This window comes from Salinarimonas sp. NSM, from assembly GCF_052380005.1.
GTDB lineage: Bacteria > Pseudomonadota > Alphaproteobacteria > Rhizobiales > Beijerinckiaceae > Salinarimonas.
On the sequence record NZ_JBQTCJ010000055.1, the window covers coordinates 1 to 14,607 of the forward strand.

Below are 14,607 nucleotides of genomic sequence, written 5' to 3' on the forward strand. Positions count from 1 at the left end.
GCCCGCGGCGGGTCGGACGGGGCGCGCGGGCGGCACGAAGTCGTCGTCGAGCACCGGCTCGCGGCGATGCGGGCCGGCGAAGGCGAAGTCCTCCTCCTCGCGCCGGGCGGCGAGCGCCGCGCGGGCGAGCGCGAAGCCGCGGCGCAGCGCGCCGCGCGCGCTCATGACGCCGTGCGCCACGGCGCCGAGCCAGACGAGCGCGCGGCCGGGATCGTCCTCCCGGCCGGGCTCGTCGAGGTCGTCGAGGTCGATCGGCCCGCGGCGGCGCGGCAGGGCGACCTCGTCCTCGGCCTCCTCCTCGTCGTCGGCGAAGCCGTAGCCGCAGGCGGCGGTGAGCGAGAGGATGGCGATCGCGGCGAAGACGAAGCCGACGAAGGCGGCGGCCGGGCCGCCGGCGATGCCGGTGACGGTGTGCACGGCGCCGAGCAGCGCGTCGCCGCACACGCCCCCGAGCCCCGTCGGCAGCGGCCAGCGCGCCGTCGCCGGCAGCGCCGCGGCGACGGCCGTCGCCGCGCCGGCGCCGACGAGCAGGAGGCCGATGCGCAGCGTCAGGCGCGGCAGCGCCCCCGCGCGCAGCAATTGCCAGCCCCACAGGGCGAGCGGCGCGATCAGCGCGACCGCGCCGAGCCCGACGAGCTGCATCACGAGATCCGCCGCCACCGCGCCGGGGAAGCCGAGCAGGTTGCGCACCGGCCCGTCCGTCGCGTGGTTGAGGCTCGGATCCTCCACCGACCACGTCGCCAGCGCCAGCGCGAGCGCGAGCGCCGCGGCGAGGAGCACGAGCCCCGTCGTCTCGGCGATCCGGCGGCGCAGGAACCCGCGCAGGGCGTCCTTGAGCTCGTCGGCGGGTGAAGGGGCGCGGCGTCGTGCGGGCATGGTCCGATCGAGGCTTGGTGGCGACGAGCGGAGGGTAGGCAGGGCGAGTTAAGGGGCGCTTAACCTTGAGGCGATCGGGCGGGGGCGACGCAGGCCCGCGGGGCCGGGCACTCTGGAGGGTGGCGATCCCGGGAGGACTCGAACCTCCGACCAACGGTTTAGGAAACCGCTGCTCTGTCCTGCTGAGCTACGGGACCGTCGCGGCGGCGTGTGTAGCATGGTCGTCGGCGCGATTCCACCCGCACGAACGCGCGCCGGGCAATCCGGAATCGCCCGCTCCCCGGGGCGCGGCCGAGCCGCTAGGCTCTGGCCCGGATGTTCTCGAAGAAGGGGTTGGGTCCTGTGCGTCTCGTTCCGGCCATCGCCGCGTGCGTGCTGTCCGCGGTGGCGTCCTGCGTCGTGCCCGCCTCCGCGGCGGAGCTGCTGCGGGGGCGCTGCCACATGGATTATTGCTCCTGGTTCTCGATCGAGGAATACAACATCGTGACGGCCGAGGGCGGCGAGGTGCTCAAGCGCGCGACGCTCAAGTCGTGGGAATCGCACCATCCGGGCGGCTCCTACGACAGCCCCGGCCGGCGCGAGGGCGGTGATCCGTTCACGACGTGGTTCCTCTGCTCGAAGACCAGGCCTTCGCTGGTCTGGCCGGTCGAGGTCGGCGGCTTCGAGCAGGTCGAGCTCGCGCCCATCGCCGACGGCACGCCCGCCGGGGCGACCACCTACGCCTACGTCCTCTACTTCGCCGGCTGCCACGGGCTCGCGCTCGGCGACGATCCGCGCCTCGACGACCTCGACGGCCTCGCGCGCCAGTACGGCTACCGGGGCGGCGCCGACGCGGTGCGCGTCCACGCGATCCAGTCCCTCGACGAGCTGCGGGTCGGGCACGGGGGAGCGACGCGATGACCGTGCCGGCGACCGCCCGGCGCTCCGGGCGCGCCCTCGTCCTCGCCCTCGTCCTCGCCCTCGCCCTCGTGCTCGTCCTGGCCCTCGGCGCCGCGGGCGCGCGCGCCGACCTCCTGCGCGAGGTGGAGGGCTGGTGGGGCGTCGACCCGGACGGCTGCTTCGACGACGTCGAAAACCAGGCACGCGTCGCGGTGGGGCGATTCGAGGTCACGCCGGCGGGCGTGGTATTCGGCAGCGGCGGCTTCGCCGTCGGCTTCTACGAGAGCGCCTGCTACTTCGAGGACGCGCAGGCCCGCGAGGACGTGATCTCCGGCGCGGTGACCTGCTACTCCGAGGGCGAGGAGTACCGCGGCTGGGGCTGGATCCTGCGCGAGAACGCCTTCACGCTGCGCCTCTTCCTGCCCGAGGGCATCGGAGGCGGGCATCCTTTCGTGAGATGCGGGGCTTTGACCCGCGAGCGGCTCGTGCGCTGAACGGCCTCGCGAATACCGCTTGACCTTGCCATGGTGGGAAGGTCGATGAACGCGGGGACATTCTTCACGAGGAGGGTCCCGTGCGTCTCTACAGCGTTCCCGACATGAGCTGCGGCGGCTGCGCCAAGGCCATCGCCCGCATCGTCGCCGCCGTCGATCCCGCGGCGGAGGTCTCCGCCGACGTCGACGCCAAGCGCGTCTCGATCGTCTCGCGGGCGAGCGACGCCGACCTGCGCGCCGCGCTCGCCCGCGGCGGCTACGCGGCGACGCCGGTCGCGGCGGCCGAGGCCGGCTGAGGCGCGCAGCCACGCCCGCGATGGGCCGCATTTCCCCCGGCGCGCCCCCTGTCCCTCTCCAATCGTAAGAGCATCACGCCCATGAAGTCCCTCTCCGTCACCGCCGCCGCCCTCGTTCTCGCCGCGGCAGCCGTCGCGCTCCCCGCGACCGCCTCCCAGGACGCCGCCCACGGTGCCCACGGCGCCCACGGCGCTCACGCCGCCCCCGTCGTCGCGGCCGAGAGCCCGGCGGTCGCAGCGTTCCGCGCGGCCAACGCCCGCATGCATGCGGAGATGGACATCCCGCTCACCGGCGACGCCGACGTCGACTTCGTCCGCGGCATGATCCCGCATCACCGCGGGGCGATCGAGATGGCGCGCGTCGTCCTCGACCACGGGGCCGACCCGGAGATCCGGGCGCTCGCCGAGGCGGTGATCCGCGAGCAGGAGCGCGAGATCGCCGAGATGGAGGCCTGGCTCGCGGCGCGCGGGCACTGACCGCGCCGCTCAGGCGCCGCCGCGCGCCTGCGGCGCGACCCACACGCCGCCCTTCGGGCGCAGCGTGATCGACGGGAAGGGCGTCGTCTCCCGGCCCGCCACCGGCGCGAGCCGGAATCGGCGGGCGATGGTGACGAGGACGAGGATCGCCTCCATCATCGAGAAGCGCCCCCCGATGCACACCCGCGGCCCGCCGCTGAACGGCATGTAGGCGAAGCGGGGCAGCCGCTCCTCGAGCCCGTCCTCCCAGCGCTCGGGGCGGAAGGCCTCGGGATCGTCGAACCAGCGCGGGTCGCGGTGGAGCACCCACGGCGCCATGATCACCGTCGTGCCCTTCGCGACCGGCCAGCCGCCGATCTCGACCGCCTGCGTCGTCTCCCGGCCGACCGCCCAGCCCGGCGGGTAGAGGCGCATCGATTCGTTCACGATGCAGGTCGCGAAGGGGAGGCGGCGCACGTCCTCGACGCCGGCCGGCCGGTCGCCGAGCACCTCGTCGATCTCGGCGACGAGGCGCTCTTGCGCCTGCGGGTGGCGCGCGAGCTCGTACCAGGCCCACGACAGCACGAGCGCCGTCGTCTCGTGGCCGGCGAGCAGCAGGGTGACCATCTCGTCGCGCAACTGGCGATCGGACATGCCGCCGCCGTCCTCGTCGCGGGCCTGCATGTAGAGCGTGAGCAGGTCGCTCGCCTCGGTCGGGCGGGCGCGGCGCTCGGCGATGATCCGCGCGATCACGTCCTCGACCACCTTCAGGCCGCGCCGGTAGCGGATGTGGCCGGGCAGCGGCACCGCGTCCGGGATCAGGAACGGCCGCGCGTAGCGCGCCGCGATCTCCTCCATGAGGAGCGTCACCGCGTGGTCGATCCGCTCGACCTCCTCCTTCACCTCGGACCCGAACAGCGTGCGCGCGGCGATCCGCAGGGTGAGCCCCATCATGTCGGCATGGAGGTCGCGCGCCCGCCCGGGCGTCCACGTCTCGAGCAGCTCCTGCGTCATGCGCACCATGATCGGGCCGTAGCCGTCGAGCTTGCGGCCGGCGAAGGCGGGGGCGGCGAGGCGGCGCTGGCGCTGCCAGAGTGCCCCGTTGCTGGTGAGCAGTCCCTCCCCGAAGATGGCGCGCACGTGCCGCCAGAAGAATCTGTGCTTGATGTAGGACGTATGGTTACGCACGAGGATCGGCTCGATGGCGTCGGGATCCGTCACCAGCAGCGCCGGCCAGCCGCCGAGCGCGAGCGCCACGACGCCGCCGTGGTCGCGCGCGCAGCGCGTGAAGAAGCCCGGCGCGTCCTTCGCCATCCAGGGCAGGTGCCCGAGCAGCGGGTAGGCGGGCGGGCGCGGCGGCGACGGCGAACGAGCGGCGGCCGTTGCGGGCTCGTGACGCATGGGGATGGGTCCTCGGGATGGGGCCTGGGATTCACGGCCTTTGCAAAACTTAGGATAAGCATAGATGAGCAACTCCCGCGCGTCACGCAGCGTGAGTTCGTGGGCGCCGCGGCCGTCCTGCGCCAGGCTCCGTACGCTCCCGCCGTCGCATGTCCCGATCCCGGCGGAACCGCGCTGCGGGCGACGCGATCCGCGCGCTACCCGGGTTGCGCGGTGTGGTGAACGCCCGGCACGTAGCCGGCGGCGAACGCACGCAGCACCGGCGCGGGCGTGAGCGACAGCACGGCGCGGCCGGGATCGGCGGCGCGCGGCGCGCCGTAGCCCGCGGGCGACCACGGCGCGAGCCGCCTGCCCAGCCACAGGAGCGCCACCTCCGGCTCCTCGCCCGTCTCCCCGGGATGCACGACCATCGCGCCGTCGGGGAGATCGCCGAGGCGGGCGGGCGTGCGGACCTGCGCGCGCGTGCGCGGATCGACCCGCGCCTCGTGGAGAATGCGGTCGAGATCGGCGGCCCGCAGCGGCCCGTCCGGTGGCGGCCCGTTGCCGGCACGCCAGGCGGCGGCGAAGCGGCGCCAGTCGGCGCGCCGGCACTCCACGCAGGGGCGATGCCCGGCGGCGAAGGCCGTGGCCTCGTCGAGGAAGAACAGCTCGGTGTAGCGTCCCGGCTGCATCAGCGCGCGCCGCCTGCCCGCGAAGGCCGTGAGGCAGGCGATCCAGGCGCGGCTGCGCCAGCGCGCCGTCCCGATCCGCCGCTCCGCGTCGTGCAGGCAGCCGCGATTGCCCATCAACGTGCCCCGGTGCGGGGTCGCGACGAGCGCGCCGAAAGGCGTGACGCGGTTCTGCAGCGGCATGGCGGGTGCCCTCCTCCGGCCGCCAGCAGAGCGCATCCGCGGGAGCCGGGCAATGGGCTTCAGAACCCCCGTCGGGGCGTGCGCACGCGATCGCGGACGGCACCACCGCCGAAGGATCGTTCGGGCCTGCGGCGCCACGTGCATCGTCCGGCGATTGCGGCTAGGTTCGGCACACCACCCTCCGGAGCCGGAGCCACCCCGATGTCGCGTCTCGTCGCCGCACTCGTCCTCGCGCTCTGCGCCTCCGTCTGCGCCGAGATCGCCCCCGCGGCGGCGCTCGACTGCGCGGCGGCGCCGGTGACGGCGCGGATCGCGGCCGTTCCGGCACGCGGCGAGGTGCTCCTAGACGACGGCGCCACGATCCGCCTCGCGGGGGTGCGGCTCGCCGACGCAGGGCCCGCCGGCGTCGCGGCGCGCGAGGCGCTCGATCGCCTGATCGGCGCGCGTGCGGGCGTGCGCACGCTCGATGTCGAGCCCGATCGCTGGGGCCGCCGCCCCGGAATCCTGGAGATCGCGGGCGGGGCTTCGGCGGAGGGCGGGACGCCCGCGACCGATCTCGCCGCCGATCTCGTGACCCGCGGCCTCGCCCGCGTCGATCCCGGCCCCGATGGGCTGCTGTGCCGGCCGGGCCTCCTCGATCTCGAGGCGGCGGCCCGGCGCGACCGCCTCGGGCTGTGGGCGGACCCCGCCGAGCGGGTTCTGCGCGCGGAGGAGACCGAGGCCCTCGCCGCGCAAGCGGGGCGCTTCGCCGTCGTCGAGGGCGTGGTACGGCGCGTGGGCGTGCGTGAGCGGCGCACGTATCTCGACTTCGGCTATGCGTGGGACGGCGGCTTCACGGCGATCGTCCCCGACGACGTGTGGGCGCGGCTCGAAGCATCGGGCCTCGGCGCGGAGGCGCTCGAGGCTCGACGAATGCGCGTGCGCGGTATAATCGAGGTCTGGCGAGGCCCGGCCCTGCGCGTCGGGGCGGCGGAGGCGATCGAGATCCTGTCGATGACGAGTGCACAGCCGCGGCGTCCCCTTCCATGACGAGAGCATCGATCATCGTGCGGCTCGCCGTCCTCGCTGCGGCGGGAGCCGGCCTGTCGGGCTGCAACCTGATCTTCGGCGGCGATCCGCGCCCGCCCGTGCAGGCGCCGGCCGTGACCGGCGTGGACAGCGAGCACGAGCAGCTCGTCTCGAGCTTCGGCGGCGAGTATCGCGCGCCGCAGACGCAGGCGCTGCTCGAGAGCATGACCGCCAAGCTCGTCGCCGCGACCGACCGGCCGGACGTGCGCTACCGCGTCACGATCCTCGATTCCCCCGCGATCAACGCCTTCGCGCTCCCCTCGGGGCGGCTCTACGTGACCCGGGGGCTGATCGCGCTGGCCGACGACGCCTCTGAGCTCGCCGCCGTCATGGCGCACGAGATCGCCCACGTCACCCTCGCCCACGCGGCGGCGCGCAGCGAGCTCGAGGCGCGCTCGGTGCTGGTCAGCCGCGTCGTGTCGGACGTGCTGCGCGACCAGCGCGCGAGCGCCGACATTCGCGAGACCTCGCGCTACGACTTCGCCAGCTTCTCCCGCACGCAGGAGCTCGAGGCCGATGCGGTGAGCGTGCGCACCCTCGCGCGCGCCGGCTTCGACCCGTTCGGTGCCGCGCGCTTCCTCACCGCGCTCGACCGCTGGATGAGCCTCGCCGACGCCATGACCGGGGGTGCCGGCGGCCCGCCGAGCCGTCTGGCCAGCCATCCCTCGACGCCCGAGCGCATCGCGGAGGCCCGCAACGCCGCCCGCCGCATCGGAGCGCCGGGGCTCGGCGCAGGGGACCGCGACGCCTACCTCGCGGCGATCGACGGAATCGCCTTCGGCGAGGATCCGCGTGACGGGATCGTGCGCGGCCAGCGCTACCTCAACGCCCGGCTGGGGATCGGCTTCACCGCGCCCGACGGCTTCACCCTCGACAACGCGTCGCGCGCGGTGCTCGGCACATCGACGGACGGCGAGCGCCGCCTGATGTTCGACGCGGTCGAGCCCGCGGCCGGGCAGGGCCTCGCCGAGGTCGTGCGCGCGACCTGGACCGATTCGGTCGTCACCGGCGCGGTGGAGGAGCGGGAGGTCAACGGTCTTTCCGCGGCGGTGGCGAGCTCGCGGGGCGAGGATTGGCTGTTCCGCGTCGCGGCGGTGCGGGCCGGCGACGCCGTCTACCGCCTGATCTTCGCCTACCGCCCCGCCGATGCCGGCGCCGAGACGGCCTTCCAGAGCACGCTCTCCACGGTTCGCCGAATCGGCGAGGCGGAGATCGCCGCGCTCGCTCGGCTGCGCGTGCGGGTGGTTACGGCGGGTGCCGGCGACACGCTGGAATCGCTCGCGGCCCGCATGCAGGTGGAGCGCCCGGTGGACACCTTTCGCGCGCTCAACGGCCTGATCGACCACACGCGCATCGAGCCGGGCCGCAAGTACAAGATCGTGGCGGGGTGATCGGGGCGCCCTCGCGCCTTCACCCGGCCGCGATCTCCGGATGGCTCTCGGTGAGCGCCTTCTTCAGCTTCTCGAGCGCGCGACTCTCGATCTGGCGCACGCGCTCCTTGGAGATGCCGAGCCGGTCGCCCAGCGATTCGAGCGTCGACTGCTCCTCCGCGAGGCGGCGCGCCTTGACGATGTCGAGCTCGCGCTCGTTGAGGCAGGAGAGTGCCGTTCGCAGCCAGCGGACGCGCCGCTCGGCGTCGATGGTCTCGCCGACCGTCTCGTCCTGGAGGGGGCCGTCGTCGACGAGGAAGTCCATCTTCTCCGTCGGGTTCGCCGCGTCGGCGTCCGCCACGGGAGCGTTGAGCGAGGCGTCGGGGCCGGAGAGGCGGGCGTCCATCGTCGCCACGTCCTTGAGCGACACCCCGATCGCCTCGGCGATCTCGGCGTAGACCTCCTCCGACATCCGGTCGTCGCCGGCACGGGTGAGCTTGGCGCGCAGGCGGCGCAGGTTGAAGAACAGCGCCTTCTGCGCCGACGAGGTGCCGCCGCGCACGATCGACCAGTTCCGCAGGATGTAATCCTGGATCGAGGCGCGGATCCACCAGGTGGCGTAGGTGGAGAAGCGCACCTCCCGCTCGGGCTCGAAGCGGGCAGCCGCTTCCAGCAGGCCGACGTGGCCCTCCTGGATGAGGTCCGCCATCGGCAGGCCGTAGTGACGGAAGCGCGAGGCGAGCGCGATCACGAGGCGCATGTGCGCGGAGGTGAGCTTGTGCAGCGCCTCCTGATCCTTCGCGTCCTTCCAGCGGGCGGCGAGCGCGCGTTCCTCCTCGCGCTCCAGGAACGGCGCCGCCATCGCGGCGCGGACGAACTGACGGCGAACTCCGGCGATCTCGGCCATAGCGTTCTCCCCATGCTCTTCAAGAGGGTGTACGCCCCGATCGTTCCTCCGGATCACGCCGGATCGGGCGAGCCCGCATGGGGATGCTTGCATGAGTGCCGACCCGGCGGGGCCGGCGTCGTGGGTATCCGGCCTCGGTGAAGCCGAGCGCAGACGAAAAAAGAGCCCGGCCTCGCGGCCGGGCTCTCGATCCGCCTGAAGGCGTACGGCCGGTCGCTCAGGCCGCCTCCTCCTGGAGGTCCTCGCCCTCGCCGGCCTCGGCCGACTCGGCCTCGGCGCCCTTGCCGCGGCGCGGAGACTTGGCGAGGGAGGCCTCGATGAGCTTGAGCGCCTCGGTCTCGGTGATCTTGTTCACCGAGGAGATCTCGCGCACGACGCGATCGAGGGCGGCCTCGTAGAGCTGGCGCTCGGAATAGGACTGCTCGGGCTGCGCGTCCGACCGATAGAGGTCGCGCACCACCTCGGCGATGGAGATCAGGTCGCCGGAATTGATCTTGGCCTCGTATTCCTGCGCGCGGCGCGACCACATGGTGCGCTTCACGCGCGCGCGGCCGGACATGGTGTCGAGGGCCTTCTTGACGAGGTCCGGCTCGGCGAGCTTGCGCATGCCCACGGTCGCCGCCTTCGCGGTCGGGACGCGCAGGACCATCTTGTCCTTCTCGAAGCTGACGACGTAGAGCTCCAGCTTGAACCCGGCGATCTCCTGCTCCTCGATCGCGGTGATCTGGCCGACGCCGTGCGCCGGGTAGACGATCGCTTCGCCCGCCTTGAAACCCAGAGGCTTCCCAGTCTTCTTGGGGGTCGTCATGCGTTGGAGGCTCCCTGTTGCGCGCCGCGGACGACCGCGACACAGACAGCGCCGCCGGAAAGGGGTCCGACGGTCGAAAAGACTTGACGCCGCGGGACCCTCACGGGTTCCGACGGTGTCCCCTTCAAGATTCGGCCGGTGACGGAATGCGCCCTCTCGACCTCGCCGGGACGCGTTGCGGAAGGACCCGAGCGAGGGGTGCGTGAGCTGATCTCATGTTCTGCTTATGGCTTCACGTGCGAGGTTGCAGCGCGCAGGGCGCGTCAAGCGGCAGGACTGTTTCCTACCACGAGCCGGCTGATAAATCAAAGAAAATCGCAATGAATGGACAGGTTGCACCGCAAACGGCCGCCGATCGCGGTGCGATGGCGGCGCCGGTGCGCGCAGCTCGTGCTTGTCGTTACGTCAGTCTCCCTCGCCCGGCTCGGGCGAAAAGAACTTGTCGTACTTCCCCGCCATGCCGTCGAATTCCTTCGCGTCGCCGGGGGCGTCCTTCTTCTGGGTGATGTTGGGCCAGGACTTGGAGAGGTCGGCGTTGATCTTGAGCCATTGCTCGAGACCCGGCTCGGTATCCGGCTTGATCGCCTCGGCGGGACATTCCGGCTCGCAGACACCGCAGTCGATGCACTCGTCGGGATGGATGACGAGCATGTTCTCGCCCTCGTAGAAGCAGTCCACGGGGCAGACCTCGACGCAATCCATATACTTGCACTTGATGCAGTTTTCCGTGACGACGTAGGTCATCTGGCGATCCCGATCCGCTCACCTCAGGGCCGCTCCTCGTAACGCGACCGCGTTCGCGGCGCAAGACCGTCCCCGCACGGCCTATCTCCGGTTGGGGTGCCCGCGGCGACGCGCCGCGACGCGCCGTCGCGAGGCGGCGGAGCCCACGCTCACGCCTCGGGGGGCACCGAAAGGCCGAGCTCGGACAGCTTGGCGTGCACGGACGCCTGCGAGCGTTTGGTCTTCATGCTGATCACCGAGGCGGGAACGTTCTCGCGCGCGAGCGCGATCAGCTCCTGCACCTGCTCGTACGTCCAGGGACGCTCGTTGTCGACGTCGCTCATCGTCGCCTCCTCGGGTCGCGTGTGACGTGGTGGACCGCCTGCGGTCCGGCTCGCTCCGTTCGAACGGTAGAGACCCGAGGATGGGGTCCCGGGCGCATCGTCGCAAGCTGTGGAGGGTCCGGATGCGGGGGCTCGCGCCGGCGCCCACGCGTGCTATCGAGGACCACCCGGAGCGGCTGACGGAGCGCGGGGAGGCGCGAGAGGCGGCGAGATGACGGTCGGGATCGACATCGGCGACAACGCGTCGCCCGGCGGCGGGCGCATGCTCGTCGACCTGGAGGAGCTGCTCGCCACGCGCCTGCTGGTCCAGGGCAATTCCGGCTCCGGCAAGTCGCATCTGCTGCGCCGGCTGCTCGAGCAGAGCGCCCCCTGGGTGCAGCAATGCGTCATCGACCCGGAGGGCGACTTCGTCACGCTGGCCGAGAAGTACGGCCACGTCGTCGTCGAGGCGGACCGCTCCGAGCAGGACCTCGTGCGCGTCGCCGGGCGCGTGCGCCAGCATCGCGTCTCCGTCGTCGTCAGCCTCGAGGGGCTCGACGCCGAGCAGCAGATGCGTGCGGCCGCCGCCTTCCTCGGCGGGCTCTTCGACGCCGAGCGCGACCACTGGTACCCGATGCTCGTCGTCGTCGACGAGGCGCAGCTGTTCGCGCCGATGGCGGCCGGCGAGGTCTCCGACGAGGCGCGCAAGGTCTCGCTCGGCGCGATGACGAACCTGATGTGCCGCGGCCGCAAGCGCGGGCTCGCCGGCGTCATCGCCACCCAGCGCCTCGCCAAGCTCGCCAAGAACGTCGCGGCCGAGGCCTCGAACTTCCTGATGGGCCGCACCTTCCTCGACATCGACATGGCGCGCGCCGCCGACCTTCTCGGCATGGACCGGCGCCAGGCGGAGAGCTTCCGCGACCTCCAGCGCGGGCATTTCGTCGCGCTCGGCCCCGCGCTCTCGCGCCGGCCGGTGCCGGTGCGGATCGGCGCGGTGGAGACGCAGGCGCGCTCGACGAGCCCCAAGCTGATGCCGCTGCCGGAAACCCCGCACGAGGCCGCGCGCGACCTGATCCTCGCCCCGCTCGAGCCCGAGCCGCTGCGCCCGCGCGCGGAGCGCCGGCCGGCGCCCCCGCCGCCGCCCTCGACGAACGACATCCTCGCCGAGCTCGTGCGCTCGCGCCCCGCCGCCGCGGCGCCGCCGAGCGCGGAGGAGGTCGCGCTCGCCGCCGAGGAGCGCGACGCCATGATCGACGAGATCGTCCGCGATCTCCTCGCCGACCCGGATGCAGCCTTCCGCTCGGTGGCGGTGCTCTACCAGGATCTGCTCGTGCGCATGCGCATCAAGCGCGTTCCCGGCGAGGCGCTCACCCTCGCCGCCTTCAAGAAGCGGCTGTCCGTGGCGCGGGCCGGCGTCGAGGCCGGCGCGATCCCGGAGGATTCGTGGGCGCGCGCCGAGGCCGCCGCCGCGGACCTGCCGGAGGACATCCAGGGCGTCTACCTGCTCCTCGCGCGGGCCGCGTACGAAGGCGCGCCCTGCCCGCCGGACGGGGAGATCGCGCGGGCCTGCGGCTCGCGCTCGCCCGGGCGCGCCCGCAGGCTGGTGCAGTACATGGAGAGCCGCGGGCACGTCGTGACCCGCGCCGACATGCGCGGCCACCGCATCGTCGCGCTCCCCGATCTCGGCATCGAGACCAAGGCCGGCGACCCCGCCGCCTGGGAGGAGCCCCACGAGGGCGGCGCCGGCGACCTGTTCGCCACCGGCTGAAGGCACTGCACGGCAGGGTGGCGGGTCGATCGATCTCGCGCGTCGTGCCATAGGTGCGTCCACCGAGGCGCCGTGCCGCAGCCGCCGCGCTAAGATCGCGCATGGGTATCGCAGGCGCGGCGGGGATGCATGATCGCGGACCGGATCGGGGCGGGGCGCCCCGCGATCGACGTGCCGGCGCGGATCGCCGCCGCCTGGCGGCGCTGGCGCCTCGTGCCGCTTCGCACGCGGCTGGCCGCGGCGCTGCTGATCGAGCTGGAGCGCCGGCGCCTGCTGCCCTGGGGCGCGGTGCTGTTCGGGATCGGCATCCTCGTCTTCTTCCAGGCCCAGGTCGGCGCGGGCCGCACCGGCCTCGTCCTTTCGTCGGCGGCGGCGCTCGTCGCCGGGATCGGCGCGCTGCGGCTGCGGTCGCGATCGCTCGCCGGCGGGCTCGCGCTCGCGGGCGTCGCCTTCCTCGCGGCGGGATTCGCGGCGGCCGTGCACCGGCAGCAGGTGGTGGCGGCGCCGGTCCTCGTCGTGCCCGCCGGCGGTACCGTGGCGGGCTTCGTCGAGAGCCTGGAGGATCGGGAAGGCGGCGTGAGGCTCGTCCTGCGCATCGACGACCACGACCTGCCGACGACGGCAGAGGGCTCGCTCCGAACTCCCTTGCGCGTGCGCGTGACCCTGCGCGGTGCGGGCGGGAACGCGCTCGCGCCCGGAGACTGGATCGAGGCGCGCGTGCGCCTGCTGCCGCCGCCCGAGGCGGTGCGCCCGGGCGGCTACGACTTCGCCAAGAGTGCCTGGTTCGCCGGCATCGGCGCCGTGGGCGGCCTCGTCGGCGAACCCCGCGTGCTGCCGCCGCCGCGCCCGCCGGGGCTCGCTCTCGCCGTCGCCGCCCGGCTCGACGCGCTGCGCAACGCGGTCACCGCGCGGATCGCGCAGACCGTCGGCGGCCAGCCCGGCGCGGTGGCGGCGGCGCTCGTCACCGGCAAGCGCGGGCTGATCACCGAGGAGACGAACGAGGTCCTGCGCGCGGCGGGCGTCTACCACATCGTCTCGATCTCGGGGCTCCACATGGTGCTCGCGGCGGGCACCGTCTTCTTCGGCCTGCGCGCGCTCCTCGCCGCGGTGCCGGCGCTCGCGCTCGCGTGGCCGATCAAGAAGATCGCGGCGGGGGCGGCGATCCTCGCGGGCGCGCTGTACTGCGTCTTCTCCGGCTCGGCGGTAGCGACCGAACGGGCGCTGATCATGACGACGATCGTGTTCGGCGCGGTGCTGCTCGACCGCACGGCACTCTCGATGCGCAACCTCGCCCTCGCCGCGCTGATCGTGCTCGTGCGCGAGCCCGAGGCGCTGGTGGGGCCCTCCTTCCAGATGTCGTTCTCGGCGGTCGCGGGCCTGATCGCGGGTGCGGAATGGCAGGCCTCGCGCCCGCGCCGGCCGGCGCCGCCGCCCGGCCGGATCGGGCGAGCACTGCGCGGCGTGAGGAACGGCCTGACGGGCATCGTCGTCACCACGCTGATCGCCACCGCCGCGACGGGGCCCTTCGCCGCCTTCCACTTCCAGGTGGCGAACCCCTACGGCATCCTCGGCAACGTGCTGGCGCTGCCGCTCGTCACCGTGCTGGTGATGCCCGCCGCGGTGCTGGGAATGGCGCTCGCGCCGCTCGGCCTGGACGCGCCCGCCTGGCTCGGGATGGGTGCCGGCGTCGCGCAGGTGATCGCCTTCTCCGAGTGGGTGGCGGGGCTGCCGGGCGCGCGCGTCGTCGTGCCGGCGTTCGGGATGCACGCGCTCGGGCTCCTCGTCGCCGCGCTCCTCGTCGCCACGATCTGCGTCTCGCGCCTGCGCCTCCTCGCCCTCCCGCTCGCCGTCGCGGGCATGCTCGCCGCGTCCGACCCGGACCGGCCCGACCTCTACATCGACAGAGACGGTCGCGGGCTCGCCCTGCGCGGGCCGGACGGACGGCTCGTGGTGCTGGGCGCGCCCGGCGACTTCGTGCTCGCCCAATGGCTCGTCGCCGACGGCGATTCCCGCGCGCCGGACGATCCGAGCCTCGCCGCGGGCGTCGCCTGCGACCCGCTCGGCTGCGTCGCGCCGCTCCCCGGCGTGGGCGCGGTGGCGCTCGTGCGCGAGCCCGGAGCCTTCGCCGAGGACTGTGCCCGGGCGGCGCTCCTCGTCTCCCGCCTGACCGCGCCCGGCTGGTGCGCCGCGCCGCACGTCCTCGACCGCGCGCGTCTCGCGCGGACCGGAGCCGTGACGCTGCGCCTGCACGACGGCGCGCTCGCGATGGAGACTGTGCGGCGCGCGCCGGAGACCCGGCCGTGGCTCGTGCGGGATCGTCCCGCCGAGGAGTGAGACGCATCGCGCCCGCGAGGCTTCCCCCGCCCGCCCCGCCTTGCTAGACAGGG

At 73.6% G+C, this 14,607-nt stretch carries 15 protein-coding genes and 1 tRNA gene; 8 read left to right on the top strand and 8 right to left on the bottom strand.

What is annotated here, in order from left to right; genetic code table 11:
* Positions 1-876: DNA translocase FtsK 4TM domain-containing protein (locus ACTZWW_RS17520; protein ID WP_444782260.1), on the bottom strand; the 876-nt coding region annotated here is incomplete at its 3' end.
* Positions 877-996: 120 nt separating this feature from the next.
* Positions 997-1,073, bottom strand: a tRNA-Arg gene (locus tag ACTZWW_RS17525).
* Positions 1,074-1,218: 145 nt separating this feature from the next.
* Between ACTZWW_RS17525 and ACTZWW_RS17530 the strand changes: the two genes are divergently transcribed.
* The 4 genes from ACTZWW_RS17530 to copM all read left to right on the top strand — a co-directional run bounded on the left by ACTZWW_RS17530 (position 1,219) and on the right by copM (position 3,022).
* The gene (locus ACTZWW_RS17530) at positions 1,219-1,776 is read left to right on the top strand and encodes a hypothetical protein (RefSeq protein WP_444782261.1); all 558 of its coding nucleotides are present in this window, start codon (positions 1,219-1,221) and stop codon (positions 1,774-1,776) included.
* A complete protein-coding gene (locus ACTZWW_RS17535) occupies positions 1,773-2,249 on the top strand; it encodes a hypothetical protein (protein WP_444782262.1) in 477 nt (158 codons plus the stop codon). The genes ACTZWW_RS17530 and ACTZWW_RS17535 overlap by 4 nt, the downstream gene beginning before the upstream one ends.
* Positions 2,250-2,329: 80 nt before the next feature.
* Positions 2,330-2,545 (top strand): heavy-metal-associated domain-containing protein, encoded by a 216-nt coding sequence (locus ACTZWW_RS17540; protein ID WP_444782263.1) that lies wholly within the window; start codon positions 2,330-2,332, stop codon positions 2,543-2,545.
* 81 nt (positions 2,546-2,626) lie between these two features.
* Positions 2,627-3,022 carry a CopM family metallochaperone gene (gene copM, locus ACTZWW_RS17545; protein WP_444782264.1) on the top strand — a complete coding sequence of 132 codons (396 nt, stop codon included), beginning with the start codon at positions 2,627-2,629 and terminating at the stop codon, positions 3,020-3,022.
* Between the two features lie 9 nt (positions 3,023-3,031).
* Here the strand turns inward: copM and ACTZWW_RS17550 are convergent, their stop codons facing one another.
* Together ACTZWW_RS17550 and ACTZWW_RS17555 are read right to left on the bottom strand one after the other, a co-directional pair.
* Positions 3,032-4,402: a cytochrome P450 gene (locus ACTZWW_RS17550; RefSeq protein WP_444782265.1), complete on the bottom strand. Its 1,371-nt coding sequence runs from the start codon at positions 4,400-4,402 to the stop codon at positions 3,032-3,034.
* A 197-nt stretch (positions 4,403-4,599) separates the two neighbouring features.
* Positions 4,600-5,253: a hypothetical protein gene (locus ACTZWW_RS17555; RefSeq protein ID WP_444782266.1), complete on the bottom strand. Its 654-nt coding sequence runs from the start codon at positions 5,251-5,253 to the stop codon at positions 4,600-4,602.
* A gap of 201 nt (positions 5,254-5,454) precedes the next feature.
* Here ACTZWW_RS17555 and ACTZWW_RS17560 point away from each other — a divergent pair, with 201 nt between their 5' ends.
* Together ACTZWW_RS17560 and ACTZWW_RS17565 are read left to right on the top strand one after the other, a co-directional pair.
* Positions 5,455-6,282 (top strand): thermonuclease family protein, encoded by an 828-nt coding sequence (locus ACTZWW_RS17560; protein ID WP_444782267.1) that lies wholly within the window; start codon positions 5,455-5,457, stop codon positions 6,280-6,282.
* On the top strand, positions 6,279-7,712 hold the full coding sequence (locus ACTZWW_RS17565; protein WP_444782268.1) for a M48 family metalloprotease: 1,434 nt from the start codon (positions 6,279-6,281) through the stop codon (positions 7,710-7,712). The genes ACTZWW_RS17560 and ACTZWW_RS17565 overlap by 4 nt, the downstream gene beginning before the upstream one ends.
* A 19-nt stretch (positions 7,713-7,731) precedes the next feature.
* Here ACTZWW_RS17565 and ACTZWW_RS17570 read toward each other — a convergent pair whose 3' ends face one another.
* The 4 genes from ACTZWW_RS17570 to ACTZWW_RS17585 all read right to left on the bottom strand — a co-directional run bounded on the left by ACTZWW_RS17570 (position 7,732) and on the right by ACTZWW_RS17585 (position 10,473).
* Positions 7,732-8,598 (bottom strand): RNA polymerase factor sigma-32, encoded by an 867-nt coding sequence (locus ACTZWW_RS17570; protein ID WP_444782269.1) that lies wholly within the window; start codon positions 8,596-8,598, stop codon positions 7,732-7,734.
* Between the two features lie 217 nt (positions 8,599-8,815).
* Complete coding sequence (locus ACTZWW_RS17575) at positions 8,816-9,406, bottom strand: CarD family transcriptional regulator (protein WP_444782270.1); 591 nt, start codon at positions 9,404-9,406, stop codon at positions 8,816-8,818.
* A gap of 405 nt (positions 9,407-9,811) precedes the next feature.
* Entirely contained in the window at positions 9,812-10,150 is a 339-nt protein-coding gene (gene fdxA / locus ACTZWW_RS17580; RefSeq protein ID WP_372426089.1) for a ferredoxin FdxA, read from the bottom strand.
* Positions 10,151-10,299: 149 nt separating this feature from the next.
* Positions 10,300-10,473 carry a hypothetical protein gene (locus ACTZWW_RS17585; RefSeq protein ID WP_169728792.1) on the bottom strand — a complete coding sequence of 58 codons (174 nt, stop codon included), beginning with the start codon at positions 10,471-10,473 and terminating at the stop codon, positions 10,300-10,302.
* 211 nt (positions 10,474-10,684) lie between these two features.
* On the opposite strand from ACTZWW_RS17585, the gene ACTZWW_RS17590 reads away from it, so the two are divergent.
* Entirely contained in the window at positions 10,685-12,220 is a 1,536-nt protein-coding gene (locus ACTZWW_RS17590) for a helicase HerA domain-containing protein (protein ID WP_444782271.1), read from the top strand.
* Positions 12,221-12,349: 129 nt separating this feature from the next.
* Positions 12,350-14,554 (top strand): ComEC/Rec2 family competence protein, encoded by a 2,205-nt coding sequence (locus ACTZWW_RS17595; RefSeq protein ID WP_444782272.1) that lies wholly within the window; start codon positions 12,350-12,352, stop codon positions 14,552-14,554.
* Positions 14,555-14,607: the final 53 nt, after the last annotated feature.

Coding starts and splice junctions, on each gene's coding strand:
- ACTZWW_RS17535 (WP_444782262.1), top strand. CDS start 1,773: ATGACCGTGCCGGCGACCGCCCGGCGCTCCGGGCGCGCCCTCGTCCTC.
- ACTZWW_RS17560 (WP_444782267.1), top strand. CDS start 5,455: ATGTCGCGTCTCGTCGCCGCACTCGTCCTCGCGCTCTGCGCCTCCGTC.
- copM (WP_444782264.1), top strand. CDS start 2,627: ATGAAGTCCCTCTCCGTCACCGCCGCCGCCCTCGTTCTCGCCGCGGCA.
- ACTZWW_RS17590 (WP_444782271.1), top strand. CDS start 10,685: ATGACGGTCGGGATCGACATCGGCGACAACGCGTCGCCCGGCGGCGGG.
- ACTZWW_RS17550 (WP_444782265.1), bottom strand. CDS start 4,402: ATGCGTCACGAGCCCGCAACGGCCGCCGCTCGTTCGCCGTCGCCGCCG.
- ACTZWW_RS17595 (WP_444782272.1), top strand. CDS start 12,350: ATGATCGCGGACCGGATCGGGGCGGGGCGCCCCGCGATCGACGTGCCG.
- fdxA (WP_372426089.1), bottom strand. CDS start 10,150: ATGACCTACGTCGTCACGGAAAACTGCATCAAGTGCAAGTATATGGAT.
- ACTZWW_RS17575 (WP_444782270.1), bottom strand. CDS start 9,406: ATGACGACCCCCAAGAAGACTGGGAAGCCTCTGGGTTTCAAGGCGGGC.
- ACTZWW_RS17570 (WP_444782269.1), bottom strand. CDS start 8,598: ATGGCCGAGATCGCCGGAGTTCGCCGTCAGTTCGTCCGCGCCGCGATG.
- ACTZWW_RS17565 (WP_444782268.1), top strand. CDS start 6,279: ATGACGAGAGCATCGATCATCGTGCGGCTCGCCGTCCTCGCTGCGGCG.
- ACTZWW_RS17585 (WP_169728792.1), bottom strand. CDS start 10,473: ATGAGCGACGTCGACAACGAGCGTCCCTGGACGTACGAGCAGGTGCAG.
- ACTZWW_RS17555 (WP_444782266.1), bottom strand. CDS start 5,253: ATGCCGCTGCAGAACCGCGTCACGCCTTTCGGCGCGCTCGTCGCGACC.